The sequence below is a fragment of the Micromonospora jinlongensis genome, from assembly GCF_013410645.1.
Lineage (GTDB): Bacteria > Actinomycetota > Actinomycetes > Mycobacteriales > Micromonosporaceae > Micromonospora > Micromonospora zamorensis.
The window spans coordinates 1,299,535-1,320,943 of sequence record NZ_JACCHK010000001.1 but is presented as its reverse complement, the minus strand read 5'-3'; the positions used below and the strand labels follow the sequence as shown (position 1 = coordinate 1,320,943).

The following is a 21,409-nucleotide window of genomic DNA, read 5'->3' as shown; positions in this document are numbered from 1 at the left end:
AGACCCGGAGCCCGGTCAGTGCGTCCGGGTCTCCCAGAGCGGCCGTCGGGGCTCGTCGTTGTGCACGATGATGTCGGCGTGATCGCTCGGACGGACGGTGGCGAAATAGAGCTGCTGGGCAGGAATGTAACGCTCGCGCCAGCGCCGCTCGACGTCGACAGCGGATGACACCCGACGCTCCCGGATCACGGCACGTTCCACTGTCGATTCGAGCGCGGTCGACACGAAGACACGCAGGTCCCACCGGTCGATCAGTTCCGGGCGCATGAGGAAGACGCCGTCGAAGACCAGCACGGCGTCGGCTGGGGCAGTCGTGACCGGCGGGGCCAGCACGGTGTCCGTGGTGTGGTCGTAGAGGGTGGGTTGGAAGCGTCGATCTCCGCCCGGGCCGAGCGGGTCCAGCAGAACCCGGTTCAACGCCCCGTGGTCGTGGGTGTCGAAGTAGCAGCCCTCGGCCGAGTACTCGCCGCGCGGATAGCGCTGTGCCCGGGGAAAGAGGAAATCGTCGATCGTCGCCCGGATGACGTCGCGGCCCCGTGCTCGCAGGGCGACGGCCAGCTCGTCGGCGAGGGTGGTCTTGCCGGCCGCTGGCGGCCCGTCGATGGCCACCCGCGTCGGGTGTGTGACCGTGACGGACCCGACTGCCTCGGCCAGCCGGCCGAGCACCTCCTCGCGCGTGCCCTGCTCCACCACTGCGCTCCTACGTCGACCGCACCGCCCGGCAGCCGCGCGACAGGGCCGGCGGTGCGATCGCCCTCGACCTGGGTCACCGCTTGACGTCGTAGACCAGCTTGAGGATCCCGTTCGGGTAGCTCTCCGATTCCCGCAGCGACAGCATGTGCTTGTCCCGGTCGGCCCGGCCGAACAGGCTCTTGCCGGCGCCGAGCAGCACGGGGAAGACGAGCAGGTTGTACTGGTCGATCAGGCCCGCGTCGGACAGCCGCCGAGCCAGCTCCGCGCTCCCGTGGATGAAGATCGCGCCGCCTTCGCTCTCCTTGAGCGCGGCGACGTCCTCCGTCGAGCGCAGGATCGTGGTCGGCCCCCACCCGTCGACGAGGGCGTCGTCAGACAGCGACGTCGACACCACGTACTTGGGCAGCTCCTTGTAGTCGGCGTGGTCCTCCGAGCCGGGCCAGACCGGCGCGAACGCCTCGTAGCTGCGACGGCCGAACATCAACGCCGTCGTGTCCGCGAGCTCCTCGCCCTTCAGCGACCAGGCTTCCGGGACGAACTCGAGGTCCTTGAACACCCACCCGCCGCTGCGGTGCTCCTCTGAAGGCCCGCCGCCGGGCGAGTCCACGACACCGTCCAGCGACATGAAACCGGTGTAGACCAGGTTGCGCATAGTGCTGTCTCCTCATGCTCGGGCGAGCTGCCGGGTCCAGGCTAGATGAGCGAGGCGGGCTGGTGGCCCGGCAATCAGCCGGTGGCCGGGTAGGCGTGCGTCTCGGCCGCCTTGACCGCCGCCCAGACCCGCTGACCGGGAATCAGACGCAGCTGGGCGGCGGCGGCCGGGGTGACGTCGGCGGCCACCCCGATCGGCCCGTCCAACTGCACCCGCAGGTTGTCGCCGTGCCGCTGGACGCCGGCCACCGTCCCCGCCCAGGTGTTGCGCGGGCTGCCCTCCGGTCGGGACGGGTGCAGGGCCACCGCCGCCGGACGGAACGCCACGAAAGCTTCGCCGTCCAACCGGTCGGCGACGGTGAGGGTCAAATCCGGAGCGACGCGTACCCCGTGCCCTTCGGCCCTGCCCCGGTACAGGTTGAGCCCGACCAGGCGGGCGACGTAGTCGGTGCGCGGGCGGGCGGTGACGCTCGGCCCGTCACCCTCCTGCACGACGCGACCACCCTCGACGATGACCAGTCGGTCGGCCAGCGCGAGGGCGTCCAGCGGGTCGTGGGTGACCAGCACCGTCGCGCCCGGGTGCGCGGACAGGTGGCGGTGCAGCTCCGCGCGGGTGTCCAGTCGGGTGCGGGCGTCCAACGCGGCGAGCGGCTCGTCGAGCAGCAGCAGCGACGGCGCGACGGCCAGCGCGCGAGCCAACGCCACACGCTGCGCCTGACCACCGGAGAGCTGCCGGGGGCGGCGGTGCGCCTGGGCGTCCAGCCCCACCCGGTCGAGCCAGTGCCGGGCCGTGGCACGGGCGGTCCTGCGGTCGACGCCGTGCCGGCGAGGCCCGAAGGCCACGTTGTCCAGTGCGCTGAGATGCGGAAACAGCAGGTAGTCCTGGAAGACCACACCGATCGGCCGGCGCTCGGTGGGCACCCAGCCGCGCGTCGCCGGGCGATCCAGGTCGATGGCGTCGAGCCTGACGTGACCGGCGGTGAGCGGATGCAGCCCGGCCAGCGCGCGCAGAGCGGTGGTCTTGCCGGCGCCGTTCGGGCCGAGCAACGCGACCACCTCACCGGGCGCGACCCGCAGCGGCACGTCGAGTCGGAAGGCACCCCGGTCGACGACGAGCCGGGCGTCCAGCAGTGCATTGCTCATGCGCTGCTCATCCAGCGCTCGCGCAATGCCACCAGGATGCCCACCGACACGACGAGCAGCACCAGGCTGAGCACGATCGCGGACTCCAGGTCGGTCTCCAACGCCAGGTAGACGGCCAACGGCATGGTCTGCGTACGGCCGGGATAGTTGCCGGCGAAGGTGATGGTGGCGCCGAACTCGCCGAGCGCCCGCGCCCAGCAGAGCACCGCGCCGGCGGCCAACCCGGGCGCCACCAGCGGCAGCGTGACGTGGGTGAAGGTGGTCCACCGGCTGGCGCCCAGTGTCGCGGCGGCCTCCTCGAAGCGGTGGTCGGCGGCGCGCAGCGCACCCTCCACGGCGATGACCAGGAACGGCATGGCCACGAACGACTCGGCCAAGACGACACCCGCGGTGGTGAACGGCAGGGTGATGCCCAACGTGGCGTCGAGCCAGCCGCCGAGCAGCCCACGCCGACCGAAGACCAGCAGCAGCGCCACCCCACCGACCACCGGCGGCAGCACCAGCGGCACGGTGACCAGCGCGCGCACCAGTCGACGGCCGGGGAACTCGACCCGGGCCAGCACCCAGGCGAGGGGCACCCCGAGCAGCAGGCAGAGCACGGTGGCCAGGGTCGCGGTCTGCACCGACAGCCGCAGAGCGGTCAGCGCGCCCGGCTCGGTGAGCCGCTGCGGGAGCGTGGTCCACGGCGCCCGGATCACCAGCCCGGCCAACGGCAGGACGAGGAAGAGCAGCCCCAACCCGGCGGGGATCAGCAGCGCGATCGGCACCCGCCCTCGCCGTTTGGGCGCGGCGTGCTCAAGGAGCTGACTCATGGCGCCTGGAAACCGGCCTCGACGAGGACCGCCTGCGCCGGCGCCGAGCGGACGTACGCGACGAAGGCCCTCGCGCCGGCCGGATTCGGGGCGTCCTTCAGCGCGACGATCGGGTAGTCGTTGACCGCCCGCGCCGACGCGGGAAACTCCACCCCGCTCACGTCGGCGCTCGCCGCTCGCGCGTCGGTGCGGTAGACCAGGGCCGCGTCGACCTCACCGAGCTTCACCTTGGCGAGCGCGCCCTTGACGTCCTGCTCCAGGGTGACCGGCGTCAGCGCGACGCCGGCCGCGTCCAGAGCGGTGCGGGCCGCCGCGCCGCAGGGCACCTGGTTGGCGCAGAGCGCCACCTTCACGCCGGGCCTGCTCAGGTCGGCCAGCCCGGTCACGCCTCCCGGGTTGCCCCGGGGCACCGCGATGACCAACTGGTTGCGGGCGAAAATGGCCGGTGTGCCGTCGGCGTTGCCCGCCTCGGTGACCGTGGTCATGTTCGCCGGGGCGGCGGAGGCGAACACGTCCGCCGGCGCCCCCTGGTTTATCTGGTTGGCCAGGGCTGAGCTGCCCGCGACGTTGAGGGTCACGGTGCTGCCGGGGTTGGCGGCCTCGAAGTCCTTGCCGATCCGGCGGAACGACTCCGTCAGCGAGGCGGCCGCGAACACCGTCACCGCGCCGGTGCCCCGGCCGTCCGCGGCGCCGCCGGAGGCCCGGCCGCCACCCGCGCCGCAGCCGGCGACCGTCAGTGCCATGACCACGGCCATCGCCGTACGGGTCACCCGCGCGCTCATCCGCCCGACCTTCCCCTGCTCGGGGCGGGTGCGGCCCGCTCCACCACCACCGTGGTCGACTTGATCACCGCGACGGCCATCGACCCGACCCGCAGATCGAGCTCGTCGACCGCCTCCCGGCTCATCAGCGACACGACGCGGAACGGGCCGGCCTGGATGTCGACCTGGGCCATCACCGTGTCCTTGCGGACGTCGACGACGATGCCGCGCAGCCGGTTGCGGGCCGAGGAGAACTCGGCGCCCGCGTCCGGGTCGGCGGCCTGGGCGCGGGCGAACGCGGCCAGGTCGACCCCGTCGATCACCCGGTGGCCGTGCTCGTCACGCCCGGCCGTCAACCGCCCGGCATCGACCCAGCGGCGAATCGTGTCGCTGCTGACACCGAGCAGGTCGGCCGCCTCACCGATCCGGAACATCGTCACCGGCTCACCCTAGCTGCCGCATCTGCGGGCAGGGAAGGCCGGATCGCGCCGCTTCTGCGTACTCTGGTGGGCTTCACCGGCCGTAGGTGCGCGACGGGGTGTTGCGTGGTTCCGTCGTGGGGAGGCGGAGCGGCTCAGGCGACCTGGTTGTCGTACGTCGCGCGGTTGGCGAGCACGTCGTCCATGTGCGTTTCGGCCCAACCCTTCAGGCCGCGGATCACCTCGTGCAGGGAGACACCGAGCTCGGTCAGCTCGTAGGTGACGGTGACGGGCACGGTCGGCACCACGGTGCGGGTGATCAGACCGTCGCGTTCCAGGGAGCGCAGCGTCTGGGTCAGCATCTTCTGACTGACCCCGGCCAGGAGGCGCGACAGCTCCGAGTACCGCATCGGCCGCGGCTCGCCGGCGCAGTCGGCGCCGAACTGGTGCGAACCGTCGCTGCGTAGCGCGGCCAGAACCAACGTGACCCACTTGTCCGCGATGCGGTCGAGCAGCTTGCGGCTCGGACACTGCGCCAGGAAGGCGTCATATTCCGTCTTGGCCTGAGCCCTCTTCCGCGCCGCCGTCGTCGTTGTCATCGGACCGCTCCTCCCGCCGCTGGGGCGTTACGCACTTTCAGGTGCCTACTTCCCGTAGTGAAGTTACACCCCGATAGTGGAGCAGGTAGACGATGCACCAGCACCGCTCAGTGCGACACGAAAGCCAGAGGTACGAACATGGTCTCCACCTCCCTTCCCGGCGGCACCTGGACGCTGGGAGACCTGACGGTCACCCGGTTCGGCTACGGCGCCATGCAGCTGGCCGGCCCCTGGGTCATGGGACCGCCGGCCGACCACGGTGGCGCACTCGCCGTCCTTCGCGCGGCCGTCGAGCTTGGCATCACCCACATCGACACCTCCGAGGCCTACGGTCCGCATGTCACCAACCAGCTGATCCGCGAAGCGCTGCACCCGTACCCCGATTCGCTGCACATCGTGACCAAGGTCGGCGCGAACCGCGACCAGCAGGGCGGCTGGCCACCGGCCCGTGACCCGGAAAGCCTGCGCCGGTCCGTGCACCAGAACCTCGAGACCCTCGGTCTCGACGTGCTCGACCTTGTCAACCTCCGGCTCGGCGATGCCGAGGGCCCGCAGCCCGGTGCGGTCGCCGAGGCGTTCGAGACACTCGTCGACCTTCAGCGGCAGGGCCTGATCCGGCACCTCGGAGTGAGCAACGCGACGCGGGAACAGGTCGCCGAGGCGCAGGCCATCGCGCCGATCGTGTGCGTGCAGAACATGTACAACCTCGCGCACCGCCAGGACGACGAGCTGATCGACGCGCTCGCCGAACAGGGCATCGCCTACGTGCCGTTCTTTCCTCTCGGCGGCTTCAGCCCCCTGCAGTCCTCGGTGCTCTCGACAGTGGCCGCTCGGCTGGAGGCGGCACCGATGTCGGTCGCCCTGGCCTGGCTGCTACGGCGTTCGCCGAACATCCTGCTGATTCCGGGCACCTCGTCCACGACGCACCTGCGGCAGAACATCGCGGGCGCCGCACTGCCCCTCTCCGACGACGACCTCGCCGAGCTGGACGAGATCGGCCGCTAGCGAGAAGGGTGGACCCGCCGGCGTTTCCGACGGGTCCACCCGGTGCCGTCAGCAGTTGCGCAGCTCCGGCGACTGGTTGAGCAGTTGGCCACGGGTCGACACGAAGCGGCGGTAGCGCTCCCCGTCGACGGCCGACGGGCGGAACGCGGCGACGCGGTGGCAGTTCTGGAACGCCAGGCGTACGCCGAAGTGCCGTTCCAGGCCGGCGCGGATCGCGTCGCTGGCCAGGGCCCGGAGCAGTTGCCCCCGGTCGGCGTCGGTGGGCGGCGGGACGACGTTGTCGGCCAGGTCGTCGTCGCCGGCCTCCAGTTCGGCGACCACCCGGCTCACGGTGGCCCAGGCGTACGGGAGTGAGTCACGGACGCAGGCGATGAAGGCCTCGTCGTCGATCGGGCCTCGTTCGGCGGCGTCGAGCAGGGCGGGCGGGACGGTGAGCGACATGGTTCTCCTCCGCATCAGCTAACGATTACCGTTTTCATTAACGGTGTCGACTGAGCAGACCACGTCATCGCAGGGACGTCAACGACCCGCGGGCGTGCCGCGTGAAAGAACGACGATCGATGCAGGTCAGGGCCGGCGGGGGTGACCCTTGAGGTGCCGACCCAGCTCACGGGCGATCTCGCGGTTGGCGTCCCGCTCGGCCAGCGTCTGCCGCTTGTCGTATGAGCGCTTGCCCTTGGCCAGGGCCAGCTCGACCTTGGCGTAGCCGTTCTCGAAGTACATCGACAGCGGGACCATGGTCACCCCACCCTCGCGGACCTTGTCCAGGATCCGGTCGATCTCGGCCCGGTGCAGCAGCAGCTTGCGGTTGCGGCGGGGAGCGTGGTTGGTCCAGGTGCCGTAGGTGTACTCGGCGATGTGCAGGCCGTACAGCACGATCTCACCGTCGCGTTCGTGCGCGAACGCGTCCACCAGCGAGGCCCGCCCCTCGCGCAGCGACTTCACCTCGGTCCCGACCAGCACGATCCCCGCCTCGTACGTCCGCAGCACGGTGTACTCGTGCCGGGCCTTCTTGTTCGAGGCGATCAACCGGCGTTCGGGCTGCTTGGAGGGGCTCACCCCGCGACGATATCCGGCCGCTGCGTCAGCCGGTCGTCCGGCGTTCGGCGAGCAGTCGCCCGGTCAGCTCCCGCACCGACTCGGTGAACTCATCCTGCGACTCACACGGCCAGTGCCCCAGGATCGGTGGGGGAACGCTGTCGCTGGGCGCGGGCACCACATCCTCCGGGTCGACCAACCGGCGGTCCACCAACGCCGCCGGCCCGGTCAGCGTCTCGCCCTCCCCGGGCCGGTGGGAGGCGAAGATCCAACCACCGATCGGGTCGGTGTCGCGCCACAGGTTGATCCAGCGCCAGCCGACCCGCTCGCCGATCTCCCGCAGCGCCGGCTCGTCGGCGTACGCGGGGAACAGCCGCGAGTACAACCGACCCAGTGGCGACCCGTAGGTCAGCAGGGCGACCCGGTCGGTGATCCGGGTGGGCAGTTGCAGCACCGTGGCGGCGAGCAGCACCGAGCCGTGGCTGTGCCCGGCCAGCAGCACGCCGTGGCCCTCTTCCACCAGGTAGGAGATCCGCTTGGCCAACTCCGGCACGGCCCGCTCGGCATAGCAGGGCGGAGCGAACGGGTGGGCCGCCCGAGGCCAGAACGTGCCCAGGTCCCAGAGCACACCCACGTAGCGGCGGAATCCGGCCGTGCGGTACGCGAAGAGGCCGCCCACCACCAGGCCGAGCAGGACCGCGGCGATCACGTAGCTGCCCGACCCGATCAGGAAGTTGACCATGCCCTCGGGCACTTCGACGTAGCGCTGCGCCAGCTCGCCCGGCATGAGCTGGAGCAGGCCGAGAACGCTGGTGGACAGGCCGAGCGCCGCCAGCCCGGCGTACACCACGGAGAGCGGTTCCAACTGCTCGGTGAACCGGGCCCGGGCTATCGCCCGCTCGACCCGGCGCAGCCGGTCCGCCGCCGACGCGGGCGCGTGCGGAAAGTCGGCGGCCACGATCGCCTGGGCGGCCCGCCGCCGCCCCCGTCGGGTCAGCCTGGTGACCGCAGCCGCCACCAGCAGGGCGGTCATCACCGCCATGAAGAACCCGAAGATCGCCCACGTGTACGGCAGGGGAGGGCTGGTCTCCAGATCGTCCGCGGTCGTCCCCTCGCGATCAAGCAGATCCGCCACCCGGTAGACCAGCTCGGCGGAGAATGCCACGGCGAGTCCGGCCGCGATCGTGACGAAGACCGGCGCTCCCAACGCACGCAGCGGCGCCCCGCGCTGCCCGCCGCCCCGCCGCCAGATCACCAGCGCGGCGAGGGCGGTCACCAGCCACATCTGGCTGACGAACAGCCACGCCACCATCGCGCCGTAACCCGGCAGCGCACGGCCCTGCGGCCACGGGGCCGGACTGATGACGACGTGCACGATCACCAGCACCGTCACACCGCAGGCGATCGTGCGCAGCCCGCGGAAGAACGCGTCCACTCGGGGCGCCGGGTCGGTCCGGTCGATGCTCGGCACCACGGTGAGCAGGACCAGGCAGGTCAGCAGCACCGCCCCGGTGGCCGCCAGCAGGATCACCATCACCCACGAGCGGTGCTGGCTGGCACGGGCGGCCAGCAGGCTGCCGTCGAGGGTGGCGAACGCCGCCGCGACGTGGGCCGAGCGCAGCCGACCCACCAGTGGCTCGCCGTCCCACTGGCCGACCGCGCTCAACTGGTGCTTCGAGGTCGGGGTCGACGGGGTTCGGAACGCGTCGAACGAGTGGCCCGGGCGGGCGCCGAGCCACCAGACCAACCCGATGGCGGCGACCGGCACCAACGCCAGCACACCCAGGCGCAGCCCGGTCGGGCGGCCGCCGAGCCAGGACAGCCAGCTCCGCCCGGCCAGGCACGACGGGGCGCCCATGCACCGCCACGCGATCAGGTCCAACGCCACGCCGACGATGGAGAGCACGTAGAGCATGGTGAGGGTGAGGGCGAGCACCCGGCACAACGCCATGAAACCGCGCGTCGAGGCGGGGTTGGCCGGGACCATCCAGAGCGCCACGTTGCAGAGCATGAACGGCAGCAGGAACACCAGCGACAGCGTCCGCACGGCCGTGCCGGACGGCAGGTCGCCCCAGCGGTACGCCTCCAGCGTCACCCCGTCGGTCCCGGTCGAGTCCGGGTAGCCGGGACGCGGTCGATAGAACCCTCCACTACGGTCGCCGGCGACCTGGTGCACGTGCGGCCGGTCCAGCACCTGGTCCGCCCCCGCGCCGGAGACGCCGTGCACCCGCAGCTCCACGATCCCGCCCGACGTCGTCGGTCCGGTCGGTGTCGCGTTCGCCATGGGCCCCCCGAGGTGTGCACGGCAACCGGGCGGGTCGCCGGTGTTCGGGCGCCCGTGCGGCTCACCGGCTTACCCGGTCCCGGGCCGGTCAACCGTGCGGCGGAGCTCACGCATTGGTGCGGTCGACCCGCGACAGGTGGTTTCATGGGCGCCATGGCGAACCCGGTGATCCTGACCGTCGACGACGACCCCGTGGTGTCCCGGGCGGTGGCCCGGGACGTCCGGCGCCGTTACGGCGACCGCTACCGGGTGCTGCGGGCCTCCTCCGGGCCGGAGGCGCTGGACGCGCTGCGAGAGGTCAAACTGCGCGGCGAACAGGTGGCGCTGCTGCTGGCCGACCACCGGATGCCGGAGATGACCGGGGTGGAGTTCCTCGAGGCGGCCATGGACATCTTCCCGGCCGCCCGCCGGGTGCTGCTCACCGCGTACGCGGACACCGACGCCGCGATCGAGGCCATCAACGTCGTCGACCTGGACCACTACCTGCTCAAGCCGTGGCATCCGCCGGAGGAGAAGCTGTACCCGGTGGTGGACGGGCTGTTGGAGGCGTGGGCGGTCACCCCGGACGCGGCCAGCGCCGAGATCCGGGTCGTCGGGCACCGCTGGTCGGCGCCGTCGTTCAAGATCCGCGACTTCCTCGCCCGCAACCTGGTGCCGTACCGCTGGCTGCTGTCCGACGACCCGGAGGGCGTCCGCCTGCTCGACGCGGCCGGTGCCACCGAGGCGGACGTACCGCTGGTGGTGACCCCCGAGGGCAAGGCGCTGGTCGCCCCCAACGAGACCGAGCTTGCCGCGCTGGCCGGGTTGACGGTGGTGCCGGCATGCGACTTCTACGACCTGGTGGTGATCGGCGGCGGTCCGGCGGGTCTCGGCTCGGCGGTGTACGGCGCGTCGGAGGGGCTGCGCACCGTGCTCGTCGAGCGGCGGGCCACCGGTGGTCAGGCCGGGCAGAGCAGCCGGATCGAGAACTACCTGGGCTTCCCGGACGGCGTCTCCGGCGCGCAGTTGACCGACCGGGCCCGGCGGCAGGCGGTGAAGTTCGGCGCCGAGCTGCTCAGTGCCCGGGAGGTCGTCGGTCTCAGTGAGGCCGGGGGTGCCCGGCTGCTGCGCTTCGGCGACGGCACCGAGATCGCGGCGCACACAGTGGTGCTGGCCACCGGCGTGTCGTACCGGGTGCTCGACGCCCCCGGGCTGGCCGACTTCACCGGCCGGGGGGTGTTCTACGGTGCCGCCGCCACCGAGGCGCCGAGCTGCGTCGAGCAGGAGGTCTACATCGTCGGCGGGGCCAACTCCGCCGGGCAGGCGGCGGTGCACTTCTCCCGGTACGCGTCGAAGGTGCACCTGCTGATCCGTGGCGCGGACCTGACCGCCTCGATGTCGCGTTACCTGATCGACCAGTTGGAACGGATCGACCGGATCACCGTGCACCCGCACACCGCCGTGGTCGGTGGGTCCGGGCAGGACCACCTGGAACGGCTCACGCTCTGCGACACGCGGACCGGGGAGTCCCGTTCGGTCGACACGTCCTGGCTGTTCATCTTCATCGGCGCGGAGCCGCGCACCGACTGGCTGGACGGGGTGCTGGTCCGCGACCCGCGCGGCTTCATCGTCACCGGCCCGGATCTGCTCGCCGGCGGACGACGGCCGGCGGGCTGGTTGCTGTCGCGCGACCCGTACCACCTGGAGACCAGCGTGCCGGGGGTGTTCGCCGCCGGTGACGTGCGCGCCGAGTCGGTCAAGCGGGTCGCCTCGGCCGTCGGCGAGGGCGCGATGGCCGTCTCGCTCGTGCACCGCTACCTGGAGGCCCAGTGAGCGCGAGGAGTGAGCCGGTGTTGCGAGCCCCGCAGTCGCGAACGAAGGAGGCCCAATGACCACGGAGTCTGATCGGCTGACACCCGCGCAGCTGCGTACCCTGTTCCTGTTCGAGGCTCTCGACGACGATCAGCTCGACTGGTTGGCCGAGCGCGGCCGGGTCGAGCAGCGCGCCGGTGGCACCCTCGTGTACGCCGAGGGCGAGCCCGCTACCTGCTTCTTCGTGCTGGTGCGCGGCGCGGTGGCGCTGAGTCGGCAGGTGCGTGGTGACGACGTCGAGGTCAGCCGCACCGACCAGCGCGGCGTGTACGGCGGAGCTGTCCAGGCGTACCTGGGTGACCAGGTCGACCAGGTCTACCGCAACAGCCTGCGGGCGGTGACCGACGCGGACTTCTTCGTGTTGCCGGCGGAGGATTTCGCGCACGCCCTGCGGTCCTGGTTCCCGATGCCGATGCACCTGTTGGAGGGGCTGTTCTTCGGTATGCGGGACTCCCAGACCATCGTCGGCGAACGCGAGCGGCTGCTGGCCCTCGGTTCGCTCTCGGCAGGTCTCACCCACGAGCTGAACAACCCGGCCGCGGCGGCGGTGCGGGCCACCTCGGTGCTGCGCGACCGGGTTGCCGGGATGCGGCACAAGCTCGCCATGATCGCCGACGGGCGGCTCGACGGCAGGGCCCTGCACGGCCTTGTCGCGTTGCAGGAGGAGGCGGTCGCCCGGGTTGCCACCGCTCCCAAGTTGACCCCGATGGCCACGGCCGACGCCGAGGACACCCTGACCGACTGGCTGGAGGAGCGCGGCGTCGGCGGCGCCTGGGACCTGGCGCCGATCCTGGTCGGCGGCGGGCTCGACACGGCGTGGCTGACGGAGGTGAAGGCTGCGGTCGGACCCGCCGACCTGGAGGCGGCGGTGCGGTGGCTCACCTACACGGTCGACACCGAGCTGCTGATGCGCGAGATCGGTGACGCGGTCACCCGGATCTCGGGCCTGGTGGGCGCCGCCAAGCAGTACTCGCAGCTGGACCGCGCGCCGCACCGGGTGGTGGACGTGCACGACCTGCTCGACGCCACGCTGGTGATGTTCAAGGGGAAGATCCCCGCCGAGGTCAAACTGGTCCGCGAGTACGACCGCGGGCTCCCACCGGTCCCGGCGTACGCGGCCGAGCTGAACCAGGTGTGGACCAACCTGATCGACAACGCGTTGGCCGCGATGGGTGAGAAGGGCGTGCTGACCGTCCGCACCGGACTCGCTGGCGATCTGCTGGCCGTGGAGATCACCGACACCGGTCCCGGCATCCCGCCCGAGGTGCGGCCGCGGATCTTCGAGCCGTTCTTCACCACGAAGCCGGTCGGTGCGGGCACCGGGTTGGGGCTGGACATCTCGTACCGGATCGTGGTGCACAAGCACCACGGCGACATCCGGGTGGAGACCGAACCGGGGCGGACAACCTTCCGGGTGCTGCTGCCGGTCACGGAGGGCCCACCGGACGCGCCGACCGACGCGCCGACTACCTAAAGACAGTGGACGGTCGCGGCCAGTAGTCTCGGGCAGCGTTGGTGATCCCGTCCCGAGGAGGGTCCGTGGAGTCGATGGCCCGCCAGCGCACCGCCGCCGAGGACGACGACCCGCCGCGCGAACCGCCGGCCGGCGCGATGCTGCCGGAGCTGGAGGATCGTGACTGGTTGCATCACGCGCAGGAATTCGCCCACACCAGCTTCTGGGCGGTGGCTCGCCGGCTGCCCCGGCTGGTCCGTGAGGCGGTCGGGCTTGCCTGGGCCACCAACCGTCGGGACACGGTCGCCTCCATCGGCCTGAACGTCGCCGCCGGTGTGATGACCACGTTCGGCCTGTTGGCCACGACCAGCGTGCTGAGCGAATTGTTCGCCGCCGGTCCCACACCGGACCGCGTGCGCGCGGCCCTGCCGGCGCTGGTCGTGGCGGCGGCGGCGGTGTCGGCGCGCGGAGGGCTGGCGATCGCGGCCGGCTGGGCCCAGGCGCGGCTGACCCCGCAGATCAACTACCAGGTGGAGCTGCGGCTGTTCGAGGCCACCACCGCTGTGGAGTTGGCCGCGTTCGACGATGCCGGCTTCGCCGAGGAGATGGACCGGGCACGGGACCGCGGGATGGGGGAGGCCGCGTACATCGTCGACCACATGGTCAACCTGGTCACCGGTGTGGTCGGCATGCTCGCCACCGCCGTCGCGGTGACGGTCATCCAACCGCTGTTGCTGCCCTGCCTGCTGCTCGCCGCGGTGCCCCAGGCGATCACCGCGGTGCGGATGGCCCGCCGCGAGTACCTGGCGCGGCTGGCCCGGATCACCCGACAGCGTCGGATGTGGATGCTGGCCCACCTGATGGCCAACCGGCACACCGCCGCCGAGGTCCGGGCCTACCAGATGCGCGAGTTCCTGCTCGCCGAGTATCGCGGCGTGATGGCCGTCGAGACCCGGGCCCAACTGAGGCTGGTCCGCGCGCAGACCGGCACGCGGGTGGCCGGCGCGACGGTGGCAGGCCTGGCCACCTTCGGGGTGTACGCGGTCCTCGGCGGCCTGCTGCTGGGCGGGATGGTCGCCCTCGCCGCCGCGGCCACCGCCCTGCTCGCCCTGCAGTCCGCGCGGACCAGCCTCGGCGTCGCGGTCATCGCCACGAACTCGCTCTACGAGGACGCCCTCTACTACCAGGACTACCAGGACTTCCTGGCGCGTGCCCACGCTCGGGTGCCCATCGGCGGCGAGCGGGTGGCCGACGCGGTCGACGTGATCGAGGTGGACGAGGTGAGCCTGAGTTACCCGGACACCGACACCCCGGCGGTGGACCGGGTCAGCCTGACCGTCCGCCGGGGCGAGGTGATCGCGTTGGTCGGTGAGAACGGCTCCGGCAAGACCACCCTGGCCAAGCTGATCGCCGGGCTCTACCGGCCCACCGGTGGGGTGATCCGCTGGGACGGTGTCGATGCCGTCGAGCTGGATCCCCGCACCCTCGGCGCTCAGGTGGCCGTGATGACCCAGGAGTACTGGAAGTTCCCGTTCACCGCTGGGCAGAACATCCGCGTCGGGCGGCACGACCGCCCGCCGGAGCGATCCGGCCCCAGCGTGCAGGACGCGGCCGCCGCGGCCGCCGCGCACGACATGATCGTCGGCCTCCCGCACAGCTACGACACCCTGCTCGACCGGGAGTTCAAGGACGGCCACGAGCTGTCCGGTGGGCAGTGGCAGCGACTGGTCGCCGCTCGCGGTCTTTACCGGGACGCCGCGCTGCTGATCTGCGACGAACCCTCGGCGGCCCTGGACGCCCGCGCCGAGCACGCCCTGTTCCAACACCTGCGCCGCAGCCCCGACCGGGCCGTCGTCCTGATCACTCACCGGCTGGCCAACGTCCGGCACGCCGATCGGATCTTCGTGCTGGACCGAGGTCGACTCGTCCAGCAGGGCAGCCACGATGAGCTGTTGGCGGCCGGCGGCCTCTATCGGGAGCTGTTCGACCTGCAGGCCAGCGGCTACCTGACCGGTGCCGACGACGCCCAATCCCGCTGACGCCTTGTCGATCAAGAGGTTGGCGTCAGGAAACGGGCTTCAGGTGACCGAAACTTCTTGATCAACGCGGCTGGTCGGTGGGGCGGTCGGGGGTGAGGAAGTCGGTCAGGACCCGGGTGTGGGTGGAGAACGCCAGCTCGACCGGGTCGGTGAGCACCAGCCACTCGGTCGCCTCCTTGGTCGGCGTCGACGGTGGCAGCTCCTCGGCCGCTCGCTCGGGCAGCACCCCGAAGATCATCATCGTGCCGCCCGCCGGGGCGCCGTGCACCGCGAACAGTCGCGCGTCCTCGGCCGCCGCGACCAGGCCGGTTTCCTCCCGCAGCTCACGGACGAGGGCGTCGGACCACTCCTCGCCGTACTCGATGAAGCCGCCGGGCAGCGCGAGCAGGCCGCGGGCCGGCTCGATGTCCCGGCGGACGACCACCACGCCCAGGCCCTCGGCCGTGCGGACCGGAAGCACCGCGACCGCCACGGGCAGGGGGTTGCGCCAGACGGTCTCCTCGCAGGCCGCGCAGACCCGCGGCCATCCGGCGGCCGGCGGGTAGGCGGCGCCGCAGTAGGAGCAGTGCGAGTACGGCGTGCCGGTCATCCGCAGCACGTTACCCCGGTCGCCGCTCAGGCTGCCGCGCCGCCGCCCGCGCTCAGGCTGCACGGGGGACCGTCCGTGCTCTCGCTGCCGCGCCGCCGCCCGCGCTCAGGCCTGCGGGGCGCCGGTGTAGAAGGCGGTGGTGCGCTCGGCGGCCGCCTTCGCCTCGTCGGCGTCGGTGCCGGCGACGATGCTCGCCTCGCACCACAGCTGACTGCTCAACTCAATGGCCCGCCGTCCCTCGGCGGAGGCGGTCCACTCAGCGCCCTGCTCCGGGGTGATCCCGCTGCCGTCGCCGGCCAGGTGCGAGGCGAGGCCGAGCAGCCCGAGGTCCCAGCCGACGCCGACCGCGCCCGGCCCGAACTGGGCCCACCGGTCCTGATCGACGTGCGCGATGTGGTCCAGCTCGAAGCGGGTCCGCTCGTCGTCGATCGGGGTGAGGCGGACCTCGATCCAGCTCACCTCGCCGCCCATCTCCCAGGTGGCGGTGAAGCGGCGCGGCGGCTCGCAGCTCTCGACGGTGCCGCCGGCGTTGCCCTGGAGCTGGTACGTGCCGCCCAGCCGCAGGTCGCCGGAGATCGGCAGGAACCAGCGCGGGATGCGCTCGGCGCTGGTGCAGGCGTCCCACAGATCGTCGACCGTCGCCTGGTAGGTCTGGCTGATCGTTGTCACCCGAGCCTCGCCGGCCTCCAGGGTGCGGCTGCCGACCTTCCGCTGCACGGCGTTAATCTGCTCGGTCGCGTCGAACATCAGGTGTTCCTCTCGTCGGGTGGGTCGGCGGGCCCGCGCAGCCGACGCTCGCGTCGGCCCCGGGCCAGCTCGGTGGCGAGTGCCGCCAGGGGTGGGGTCCAGAACCGGCGGAAGTGCTCCAGCCAGCCGTCTACCTCGCGCAGCGGGCGCGGGTCCACCGCGTACAGCCGCCGGGTGCCCTCCGGCCGCACGGTGGCGAAGCCGTTGTCCCGTAACACCTTGAGGTGCTGGGACACGGCAGGTTGGGAGATGCCGAACTCGTCGCGGATGACCGCGCTGACCGCGCCGGCGGTCTGCTCGCCGTCGGCGAGCAGCTCCAGGATGCGGCGCCGGACCGGATCGCCCAGCACGTCGAAGGCGTGCACGACGACAGTTATATCACCTCTGGCTTATTTAAGCCAAGGCTGATACGCCCACCAGTTTGTCCAACCGGATCGGCAGGTCCCGGACCCGTACGCCGGTGGCGTGGTGCACCGCGTTGGCGATGGCCGCCGCCGCCCCGACGATGCCGATCTCACCGATGCCCTTCACGCCGGCCGGGTTGAGCTCGTCGTCGCGCTCGTCGAGCCAGTACGCCTCGATGGACTCCACGTCCGCGCAGCCGGTGATGTGATAGGTGGCCAGGTCGTGGTTGACCCAGTCGCCGTACCGCTCGTCGAGCAGTCCCTCCTCGTGCAGGGCCATCGACAGCCCCATCGTCATGCCGCCGATGAGTTGGCTGCGCGCCGTCGTCGGGTTCACCACCCGGCCGGCCGCGAACACGCCGAGCATCCGGTTCAGCCGTACCTCGCCGGTGTCCGCGTCCACCCGTACCTCGGCGAACTGCGCCCCGTACGCGTACCGGGGGAGCGCCGGCTGCCCGCCCACCTCGTCGGTGGTGTCGGCGGTCGCGCTCACCTCCCCATCCGGCGGCACGCCCTCCCGCAGCTTCTCGCGTAACGCCTGACCGGCCCGGATCACCGCCCAGCTCCAGCTGGCGGTGCCCATCGAGCCCCCGGCCACCGGCGCGGTCGGCAGGTCGCTGTCGCCGACGCGGATCTCCACCCGCTCCGGCGGCACCCCGAGCGCGTCGGCGGCCACCTGCCACATCGCCGTCCGGGCGCCGGTGCCGATGTCGGTGGCGTTGATCTGGACCAGGAAGCTCCCGTCGGGGCGTGCGGTGGCCCTGGCCGACGACGGCCGGGCGCGGGCCGGATAGCTCGACCCGGCCACCCCCGTGCCGATCAGCCAGCGCCCGTCGCGCCGCGCGCGGGGCGTCGGGTCCCGGTCCGTCCAGCCGAACCGCTGCGCACCCTCGCGCAGGCAGGCCACCAGGTTGCGGCTGGTGAACGGCCGCCCCTGGTCGGGGTCGACCTCCGTGTCGTTGCGGATGCGCAGCTCCACCGGGTCGATACCGACGGCGATGGCCAGCTCGTCCATCGCCGACTCCAGGGCGTACGCGCCGGGGCACTCGCCGGGGGCGCGCATCCAGAACGGCGTGGGCACGTCGAGGCGGACCAGCCGGTGGGTCGTGCGGCGGTGGGGTGCGGCGTACATGCTGCGGGTGTAGACGGCCGTCTGCTCGGCGAACTCGCGGATGGTCGAGGTCTGGCTGATCGCGTCGTGGCAGATGGCGGTGAGTCGCCCGTCGGCGTCGGCGGCGAGGCGGACCCGCTGGATGGTGGGGGTGCGGTAGCCGACCGGCCCGAAGAGCTGTTGGCGGGTCAGCGCCAGTTTGACCGGCCGGTCCAGGTGCCGGGCCGTGAGGGCGGTCAGCACCACAGCGGCCTTGGCGTACCCCTTGCTGCCGAAACCGCCACCGACGTGTTCGGTGACGACCCGCACCGACTCCGGGGAAACGTCGAACAGCTCTGCGAGGGTGCCCCGTACCGACGACGCGCCCTGGTTGGAGTCGTGCACCAGCAGCCGTCCGTCGCGCCACTGCGCCGTCGTGGCGTGCGGCTCCATCGGGTTGTTGTGGTACGCCGGGGTGCGGTACGTGGCGTCCACCCGCACCGGGGCTGCCGCGTACCCGGCGTCGAAGTCACCCTCGGCGGTGTCCGTCGGATAGCTGGGGTTGACGTGGTCCGGCTGGTACAGGCCGGGGTGGTCGTCGGTGAGCACCGTGCTGTGCGGGGCGGCGTCGTAGTCGATCCGGACCAGCCGGGCGCCCTCCCGGGCCGCCTCCAGGCTGGTGGCCACCACCACGGCGACGTACTGCCCCCGGTAGTGCACCGCCGGGTCCTGCAACAGCCACAGCTCCGGCTCGGGGCCGGGCGCGAGGCGGGGCGCGTTGCCGTGGTGCAGGACGGCCAGCACGCCCGGGGACTCGAGCGCCTCCGACGTGTCGATCCGGGTGATCCGGCCCCGTACCACCGCCGACGGCACCGCCCAGCCGTAGGTGATCCCGTCCACCGGGTACTCCACGGCGTAGCGGGCCGTGCCGGTGACCTTCTCGCGGCCCTCCAACCGGGGGTACGCGTGGCCGACCGCGTCGGTGCTCACGACGACGCCAGCTCGCTGAGCGCCCGCACCGTGATGGCCCGGGTCAGCGGCACCTTGAAACCGTTGTGCCGCAACGGGCGGGCCTCGGCCAGCTCCGCGTCGGCGGCCCGCGCGGCCAGCTCCGGGCTGAACGGTCGGCCCCGCAGCTCCTCCTCGGCCCGGTACGCCCGCCACGGCCGGTGCGCCACCGCCCCGTACGCCAGCCGGACGTCGCGGACCACGTCGCCGTCGAGGTCCAGCACCGCGGCCACCGAGCCGGCGGCGAAGGCGAACGAGGCCCGGTCGCGCACCTTGAGGTACGTCGAGCGGCGCGCGGCCGGCAGCGGTGGCAACCGGACGGCGGTGATCAGCGTGCCCCGGGCCACTGTGGTCTCCCGTTCCGGGTGGGTGCCGGGGGAGCGGTAGAGGGCGGTGAGCGGGATGTCGCGTGGCCCGTCGGCCTCGTGCACCTCCACCACCGTGTCGAGTGCGGCCAGCGCCACGGCCAGGTCGGACGGGTGGGTGGCCACGCACTGCTCGGACCAGTCCAGCACCGCCAGGTCGCGGTTCTGGCCGTGCAGGGCGGCGCAACCGCTGCCCGGTTCACGCTTGTTGCACGCCTTGCCGGTGTCCTGGAAATAGACGCAGCGGGTGCGCTGCAACAGGTTGCCGCCGGTGGTGGCCATGTTGCGCAGCTGTCCGGAGGCGGCGGCGAGCAGGGCGCGGGCCAGCACCGGGTAGTTCCGGCGGACCACCGGGTGGGCCGCGAGGTCGCTGTTGCGGACGGTCGCGCCGATCCGCAGCCCACCGTCGGGCAGCTCCTCGACGGTGTCCAGCGGGAGCCGGGTCACGTCGACCAGCACGTCGGGGCGTTGCACCCCGAGTTTCATCAGGTCCACGAGGTTCGTGCCGCCGCCGAGGTACGCGGCCTGCGGCTCGGCCGTCAGCACGGCGACCGCCTCGGCCACGTCGGCGGGCCGGTGGTAACGGAACGCCCTCACGAGGACGCCGCCGTCTCGCGCACGGCCGCGACGATGTGCGGGTACGCGGCACACCGGCACAGGTTGCCGGCCATCCGTTCCCGGATCTCCGCGTCGGTCAGCTCGGTCGGCGCGCTCAGGTCGTCGGTGACGGCGCTGGGCCAGCCTCGGGCGACCTCGTCGAGCATGCCGCGGGCGGAGCAGAGCTGCCCGGGTGTGCAGTAGCCGCACTGGAAGGCGTCGTGGGCGATGAACGCGGCCTGCAACGGGGACAGCTCGTCGGGCCCGGCCAGTCCCTCGACGCTGACCACCGAACGGCCGTCCAGTGTGACCGCGAAGACCAGACAGCTCTTCACCCGGCGGCCGTCGAGCAGCACCGTGCAGGAGCCGCACTGGCCGTGGTCGCAGCCCTTCTTCGCCCCGGTCAGGTCGAGGTGCTCGCGCAGCGCGTCCAGCAGAGTGGTGCGGTTGTCCAGCGTCACCTCGCGGGACGAGCCGTTGACCTCGAACGTCACCCGCGACGAGTGCCGCTCGTCGGTCGTCGTCGCGTTCTCGGGTCCGCCCTGCACCGGCCCAGACTAGCTTTGTCGGTACATCTGAGGGCGAATAACGCAAAGCCGTTCGTACGGGGGTGATGCCGGTGACCGCCGGGCTGCTGCTGGCCGCCGGCGTGGGGCGGCGGTACGGCCGCCCGAAGGCGCTGGTCGAGCTGGACGGGGTGCCGCTGGTGCGGCGTGGGATCACGCTGCTCCGCGACGGCGGTTGCACGCCCGTGCATGTGGTGCTCGGCGCGGGCGCCGACGAGGTGCCCGATCTGCCCGGCGCGGTGCCGGTCCGACACGACGGCTGGTCCGAAGGGCTGGGATCGTCGCTGCGCCGGGGCCTGGCCTCCCTACCGGCCGACGTACCGGCCGCGGTCGTGGTCCTCGTCGACCAGCCGCTGCTCAGCCCGGTCGCGGTCCGCCGGGTGCGGGCCGCGTACGCCGGCGGTGCGCTCGTCGCGGTCGCCACCTACGCCGGTCGGCCGGGGCACCCGGTGCTCCTGGCTCGGCAGACCTGGCCGCTGCTGGACCGGTACGCCGTCGGCGACCGGGGTGCCCGTGACCTGCTGCGCGACCGTCCGGATCTGGTGGTCGAGGTGCCCTGCGACGACGTGGGCGCACCGCTCGACGTGGACACCCCGGCCGACCTGCTGCGGCTGCGTGCCCTCAGCGACGGGTGAGCCAGCGGGGCAACCCCTCGCTGGTCACCGCGTGATAGGTGATCATGACGATGACGCCGATCAGGCCCAGCAGCGGGTTGACGAACCAGCCGAGCAGACCGCTGAGCCCGTAGAGCACCAGGCCGGTGACCGGTCGCAGGCGCTGCGTGCGCGCGTACTCGGGACTGACCCCACGCCGCAGCAGCGCCGGGTGCCGGTGCAGGTAGCCGAAGAACACCAGCCAGGGGGCCGACATCAGCGCGGCGGACAGCGCGTACAGGGCGACGGCGGCGCGCTGGTCGTCGGTGTCGCCGTGGGTGAACGCCGACGCCAGCACCGCGGTGGGGAACGGAATGATCACCGCGCCGAAGAGCACGCCGAGGTTGATCCAGCTCAGCGTGAGCGTGGTGCCGCGGATCAGTCGCAGCAGCGCGTGGTGGTTGAGCCAGAGCACCCCGACGTAGACGAAGGACACCACGAAGGCCAGGTAGGAGGCGCCCTCGCCGAGCAGGCCGGTCAGCAGCTCGCCCTCGTGGTATTCCGGCACCCGCAACTCGATGACCAGCAGGGTGATGACGATGGCGAAGACGCCGTCGCTGAACGCCGTCATCCGGTCGATGCCGGACACTCGCGCTCCGGCGTCGGGCTGCTCGACCTCGTCGGGTGCTGCGGACATTGCCG

Annotated in this window: 22 protein-coding genes; 5 read left to right on the top strand and 17 right to left on the bottom strand. The window is 72.1% G+C overall.

Annotated elements, in window-relative coordinates; genetic code table 11:
• Window positions 1–15: 15 nt before the first annotated feature.
• The 7 genes from HNR22_RS05580 to HNR22_RS05550 all read right to left on the bottom strand — a co-directional run bounded on the left by HNR22_RS05580 (window position 16) and on the right by HNR22_RS05550 (window position 5,078).
• A complete protein-coding gene (locus HNR22_RS05580; protein WP_179779387.1) occupies window positions 16–690 on the bottom strand; it encodes a cytidylate kinase family protein in 675 nt (224 codons plus the stop codon).
• A gap of 76 nt (window positions 691–766) precedes the next feature.
• Window positions 767–1,345 carry a dihydrofolate reductase family protein gene (locus tag HNR22_RS05575; RefSeq protein WP_179779386.1) on the bottom strand — a complete coding sequence of 193 codons (579 nt, stop codon included), beginning with the start codon at window positions 1,343–1,345 and terminating at the stop codon, window positions 767–769.
• A gap of 74 nt (window positions 1,346–1,419) precedes the next feature.
• The gene (locus tag HNR22_RS05570; RefSeq protein ID WP_179779385.1) at window positions 1,420–2,487 is read right to left on the bottom strand and encodes an ABC transporter ATP-binding protein; all 1,068 of its coding nucleotides are present in this window, start codon (window positions 2,485–2,487) and stop codon (window positions 1,420–1,422) included.
• On the bottom strand, window positions 2,484–3,299 hold the full coding sequence (locus HNR22_RS05565; protein ID WP_179779384.1) for an ABC transporter permease: 816 nt from the start codon (window positions 3,297–3,299) through the stop codon (window positions 2,484–2,486). Before HNR22_RS05565 ends, HNR22_RS05570 begins: the two co-directional genes overlap by 4 nt.
• Window positions 3,296–4,081: a molybdate ABC transporter substrate-binding protein gene (modA, locus tag HNR22_RS05560; protein ID WP_179779383.1), complete on the bottom strand. Its 786-nt coding sequence runs from the start codon at window positions 4,079–4,081 to the stop codon at window positions 3,296–3,298. Before modA ends, HNR22_RS05565 begins: the two co-directional genes overlap by 4 nt.
• A complete protein-coding gene (locus HNR22_RS05555; protein WP_088948486.1) occupies window positions 4,078–4,500 on the bottom strand; it encodes a TOBE domain-containing protein in 423 nt (140 codons plus the stop codon). The genes modA and HNR22_RS05555 overlap by 4 nt, the downstream gene beginning before the upstream one ends.
• 134 nt (window positions 4,501–4,634) lie before the next feature.
• A complete protein-coding gene (locus HNR22_RS05550; protein WP_179779382.1) occupies window positions 4,635–5,078 on the bottom strand; it encodes a winged helix-turn-helix transcriptional regulator in 444 nt (147 codons plus the stop codon).
• 138 nt (window positions 5,079–5,216) lie between these two features.
• Between HNR22_RS05550 and HNR22_RS05545 the strand changes: the two genes are divergently transcribed.
• Window positions 5,217–6,083, top strand: a complete 867-nt coding sequence (locus HNR22_RS05545) for an aldo/keto reductase family oxidoreductase (protein WP_179779381.1) — start codon at window positions 5,217–5,219, stop codon at window positions 6,081–6,083.
• 48 nt (window positions 6,084–6,131) lie between these two features.
• Here the strand turns inward: HNR22_RS05545 and HNR22_RS05540 are convergent, their stop codons facing one another.
• The 3 genes from HNR22_RS05540 to HNR22_RS05530 all read right to left on the bottom strand — a co-directional run bounded on the left by HNR22_RS05540 (window position 6,132) and on the right by HNR22_RS05530 (window position 9,405).
• Complete coding sequence (locus HNR22_RS05540; protein ID WP_179783419.1) at window positions 6,132–6,524, bottom strand: SCO5389 family protein; 393 nt, start codon at window positions 6,522–6,524, stop codon at window positions 6,132–6,134.
• A gap of 126 nt (window positions 6,525–6,650) precedes the next feature.
• Window positions 6,651–7,142, bottom strand: coding sequence for an SsrA-binding protein SmpB (gene smpB, locus HNR22_RS05535; protein ID WP_088948483.1), 492 nt, complete (start codon window positions 7,140–7,142; stop codon window positions 6,651–6,653).
• A gap of 25 nt (window positions 7,143–7,167) precedes the next feature.
• The gene (locus tag HNR22_RS05530; protein WP_179779380.1) at window positions 7,168–9,405 is read right to left on the bottom strand and encodes a hypothetical protein; all 2,238 of its coding nucleotides are present in this window, start codon (window positions 9,403–9,405) and stop codon (window positions 7,168–7,170) included.
• Between the two features lie 153 nt (window positions 9,406–9,558).
• On the opposite strand from HNR22_RS05530, the gene HNR22_RS05525 reads away from it, so the two are divergent.
• From HNR22_RS05525 to HNR22_RS05515, 3 genes are all read left to right on the top strand, one after another.
• Window positions 9,559–11,217 carry an NAD(P)/FAD-dependent oxidoreductase gene (locus HNR22_RS05525; RefSeq protein ID WP_179783418.1) on the top strand — a complete coding sequence of 553 codons (1,659 nt, stop codon included), beginning with the start codon at window positions 9,559–9,561 and terminating at the stop codon, window positions 11,215–11,217.
• Window positions 11,218–11,272: 55 nt separating this feature from the next.
• Window positions 11,273–12,730 carry an ATP-binding protein gene (locus HNR22_RS05520; protein ID WP_179779379.1) on the top strand — a complete coding sequence of 486 codons (1,458 nt, stop codon included), beginning with the start codon at window positions 11,273–11,275 and terminating at the stop codon, window positions 12,728–12,730.
• Between the two features lie 74 nt (window positions 12,731–12,804).
• A complete protein-coding gene (locus tag HNR22_RS05515; protein WP_179783417.1) occupies window positions 12,805–14,748 on the top strand; it encodes an ABC transporter ATP-binding protein in 1,944 nt (647 codons plus the stop codon).
• 61 nt (window positions 14,749–14,809) lie between these two features.
• On the opposite strand, the gene HNR22_RS05510 is transcribed toward HNR22_RS05515, so the two are convergent.
• The 6 genes from HNR22_RS05510 to HNR22_RS05485 form a co-directional block, all read right to left on the bottom strand.
• On the bottom strand, window positions 14,810–15,337 hold the full coding sequence (locus tag HNR22_RS05510; protein ID WP_179779378.1) for an NUDIX domain-containing protein: 528 nt from the start codon (window positions 15,335–15,337) through the stop codon (window positions 14,810–14,812).
• 105 nt (window positions 15,338–15,442) lie between these two features.
• Window positions 15,443–16,084 (bottom strand): SRPBCC family protein, encoded by a 642-nt coding sequence (locus HNR22_RS05505; RefSeq protein WP_179779377.1) that lies wholly within the window; start codon window positions 16,082–16,084, stop codon window positions 15,443–15,445.
• Complete coding sequence (locus HNR22_RS05500; protein WP_088948476.1) at window positions 16,084–16,449, bottom strand: ArsR/SmtB family transcription factor; 366 nt, start codon at window positions 16,447–16,449, stop codon at window positions 16,084–16,086. The genes HNR22_RS05505 and HNR22_RS05500 overlap by 1 nt, the downstream gene beginning before the upstream one ends.
• Before the next feature lie 28 nt (window positions 16,450–16,477).
• Window positions 16,478–18,568 carry a molybdopterin cofactor-binding domain-containing protein gene (locus tag HNR22_RS05495; RefSeq protein WP_179779376.1) on the bottom strand — a complete coding sequence of 697 codons (2,091 nt, stop codon included), beginning with the start codon at window positions 18,566–18,568 and terminating at the stop codon, window positions 16,478–16,480.
• Window positions 18,565–19,548: an FAD binding domain-containing protein gene (locus HNR22_RS31800; RefSeq protein WP_179779375.1), complete on the bottom strand. Its 984-nt coding sequence runs from the start codon at window positions 19,546–19,548 to the stop codon at window positions 18,565–18,567. The genes HNR22_RS05495 and HNR22_RS31800 overlap by 4 nt, the downstream gene beginning before the upstream one ends.
• A complete protein-coding gene (locus HNR22_RS05485; protein WP_179783416.1) occupies window positions 19,545–20,042 on the bottom strand; it encodes a 2Fe-2S iron-sulfur cluster-binding protein in 498 nt (165 codons plus the stop codon). Before HNR22_RS05485 ends, HNR22_RS31800 begins: the two co-directional genes overlap by 4 nt.
• A 119-nt stretch (window positions 20,043–20,161) precedes the next feature.
• Between HNR22_RS05485 and HNR22_RS05480 the strand changes: the two genes are divergently transcribed.
• Window positions 20,162–20,749, top strand: coding sequence for a nucleotidyltransferase family protein (locus tag HNR22_RS05480; protein ID WP_179779374.1), 588 nt, complete (start codon window positions 20,162–20,164; stop codon window positions 20,747–20,749).
• Here HNR22_RS05480 and HNR22_RS05475 read toward each other — a convergent pair.
• Window positions 20,736–21,404: a TMEM175 family protein gene (locus HNR22_RS05475; protein ID WP_179779373.1), complete on the bottom strand. Its 669-nt coding sequence runs from the start codon at window positions 21,402–21,404 to the stop codon at window positions 20,736–20,738. The genes HNR22_RS05480 and HNR22_RS05475 overlap by 14 nt on opposite strands.
• Window positions 21,405–21,409: the final 5 nt, after the last annotated feature.

Excerpts from the sequence above, each read along its gene's own strand:
- HNR22_RS05575 (WP_179779386.1), bottom strand. The coding sequence starts at position 1,345 with ATGCGCAACCTGGTCTACACCGGTTTCATGTCGCTGGACGGTGTCGTG.
- HNR22_RS05570 (WP_179779385.1), bottom strand. The coding sequence starts at position 2,487 with ATGAGCAATGCACTGCTGGACGCCCGGCTCGTCGTCGACCGGGGTGCC.
- HNR22_RS05565 (WP_179779384.1), bottom strand. The coding sequence starts at position 3,299 with ATGAGTCAGCTCCTTGAGCACGCCGCGCCCAAACGGCGAGGGCGGGTG.
- modA (WP_179779383.1), bottom strand. The coding sequence starts at position 4,081 with ATGAGCGCGCGGGTGACCCGTACGGCGATGGCCGTGGTCATGGCACTG.
- HNR22_RS05550 (WP_179779382.1), bottom strand. The coding sequence starts at position 5,078 with ATGACAACGACGACGGCGGCGCGGAAGAGGGCTCAGGCCAAGACGGAA.
- HNR22_RS05545 (WP_179779381.1), top strand. The coding sequence starts at position 5,217 with ATGGTCTCCACCTCCCTTCCCGGCGGCACCTGGACGCTGGGAGACCTG.
- HNR22_RS05540 (WP_179783419.1), bottom strand. The coding sequence starts at position 6,524 with ATGTCGCTCACCGTCCCGCCCGCCCTGCTCGACGCCGCCGAACGAGGC.
- HNR22_RS05530 (WP_179779380.1), bottom strand. The coding sequence starts at position 9,405 with ATGGCGAACGCGACACCGACCGGACCGACGACGTCGGGCGGGATCGTG.
- HNR22_RS05525 (WP_179783418.1), top strand. The coding sequence starts at position 9,559 with ATGGCGAACCCGGTGATCCTGACCGTCGACGACGACCCCGTGGTGTCC.
- HNR22_RS05520 (WP_179779379.1), top strand. The coding sequence starts at position 11,273 with ATGACCACGGAGTCTGATCGGCTGACACCCGCGCAGCTGCGTACCCTG.
- HNR22_RS05515 (WP_179783417.1), top strand. The coding sequence starts at position 12,805 with ATGGCCCGCCAGCGCACCGCCGCCGAGGACGACGACCCGCCGCGCGAA.
- HNR22_RS05510 (WP_179779378.1), bottom strand. The coding sequence starts at position 15,337 with ATGACCGGCACGCCGTACTCGCACTGCTCCTACTGCGGCGCCGCCTAC.
- HNR22_RS05505 (WP_179779377.1), bottom strand. The coding sequence starts at position 16,084 with ATGTTCGACGCGACCGAGCAGATTAACGCCGTGCAGCGGAAGGTCGGC.
- HNR22_RS05480 (WP_179779374.1), top strand. The coding sequence starts at position 20,162 with ATGCCGGTGACCGCCGGGCTGCTGCTGGCCGCCGGCGTGGGGCGGCGG.
- HNR22_RS05475 (WP_179779373.1), bottom strand. The coding sequence starts at position 21,404 with ATGTCCGCAGCACCCGACGAGGTCGAGCAGCCCGACGCCGGAGCGCGA.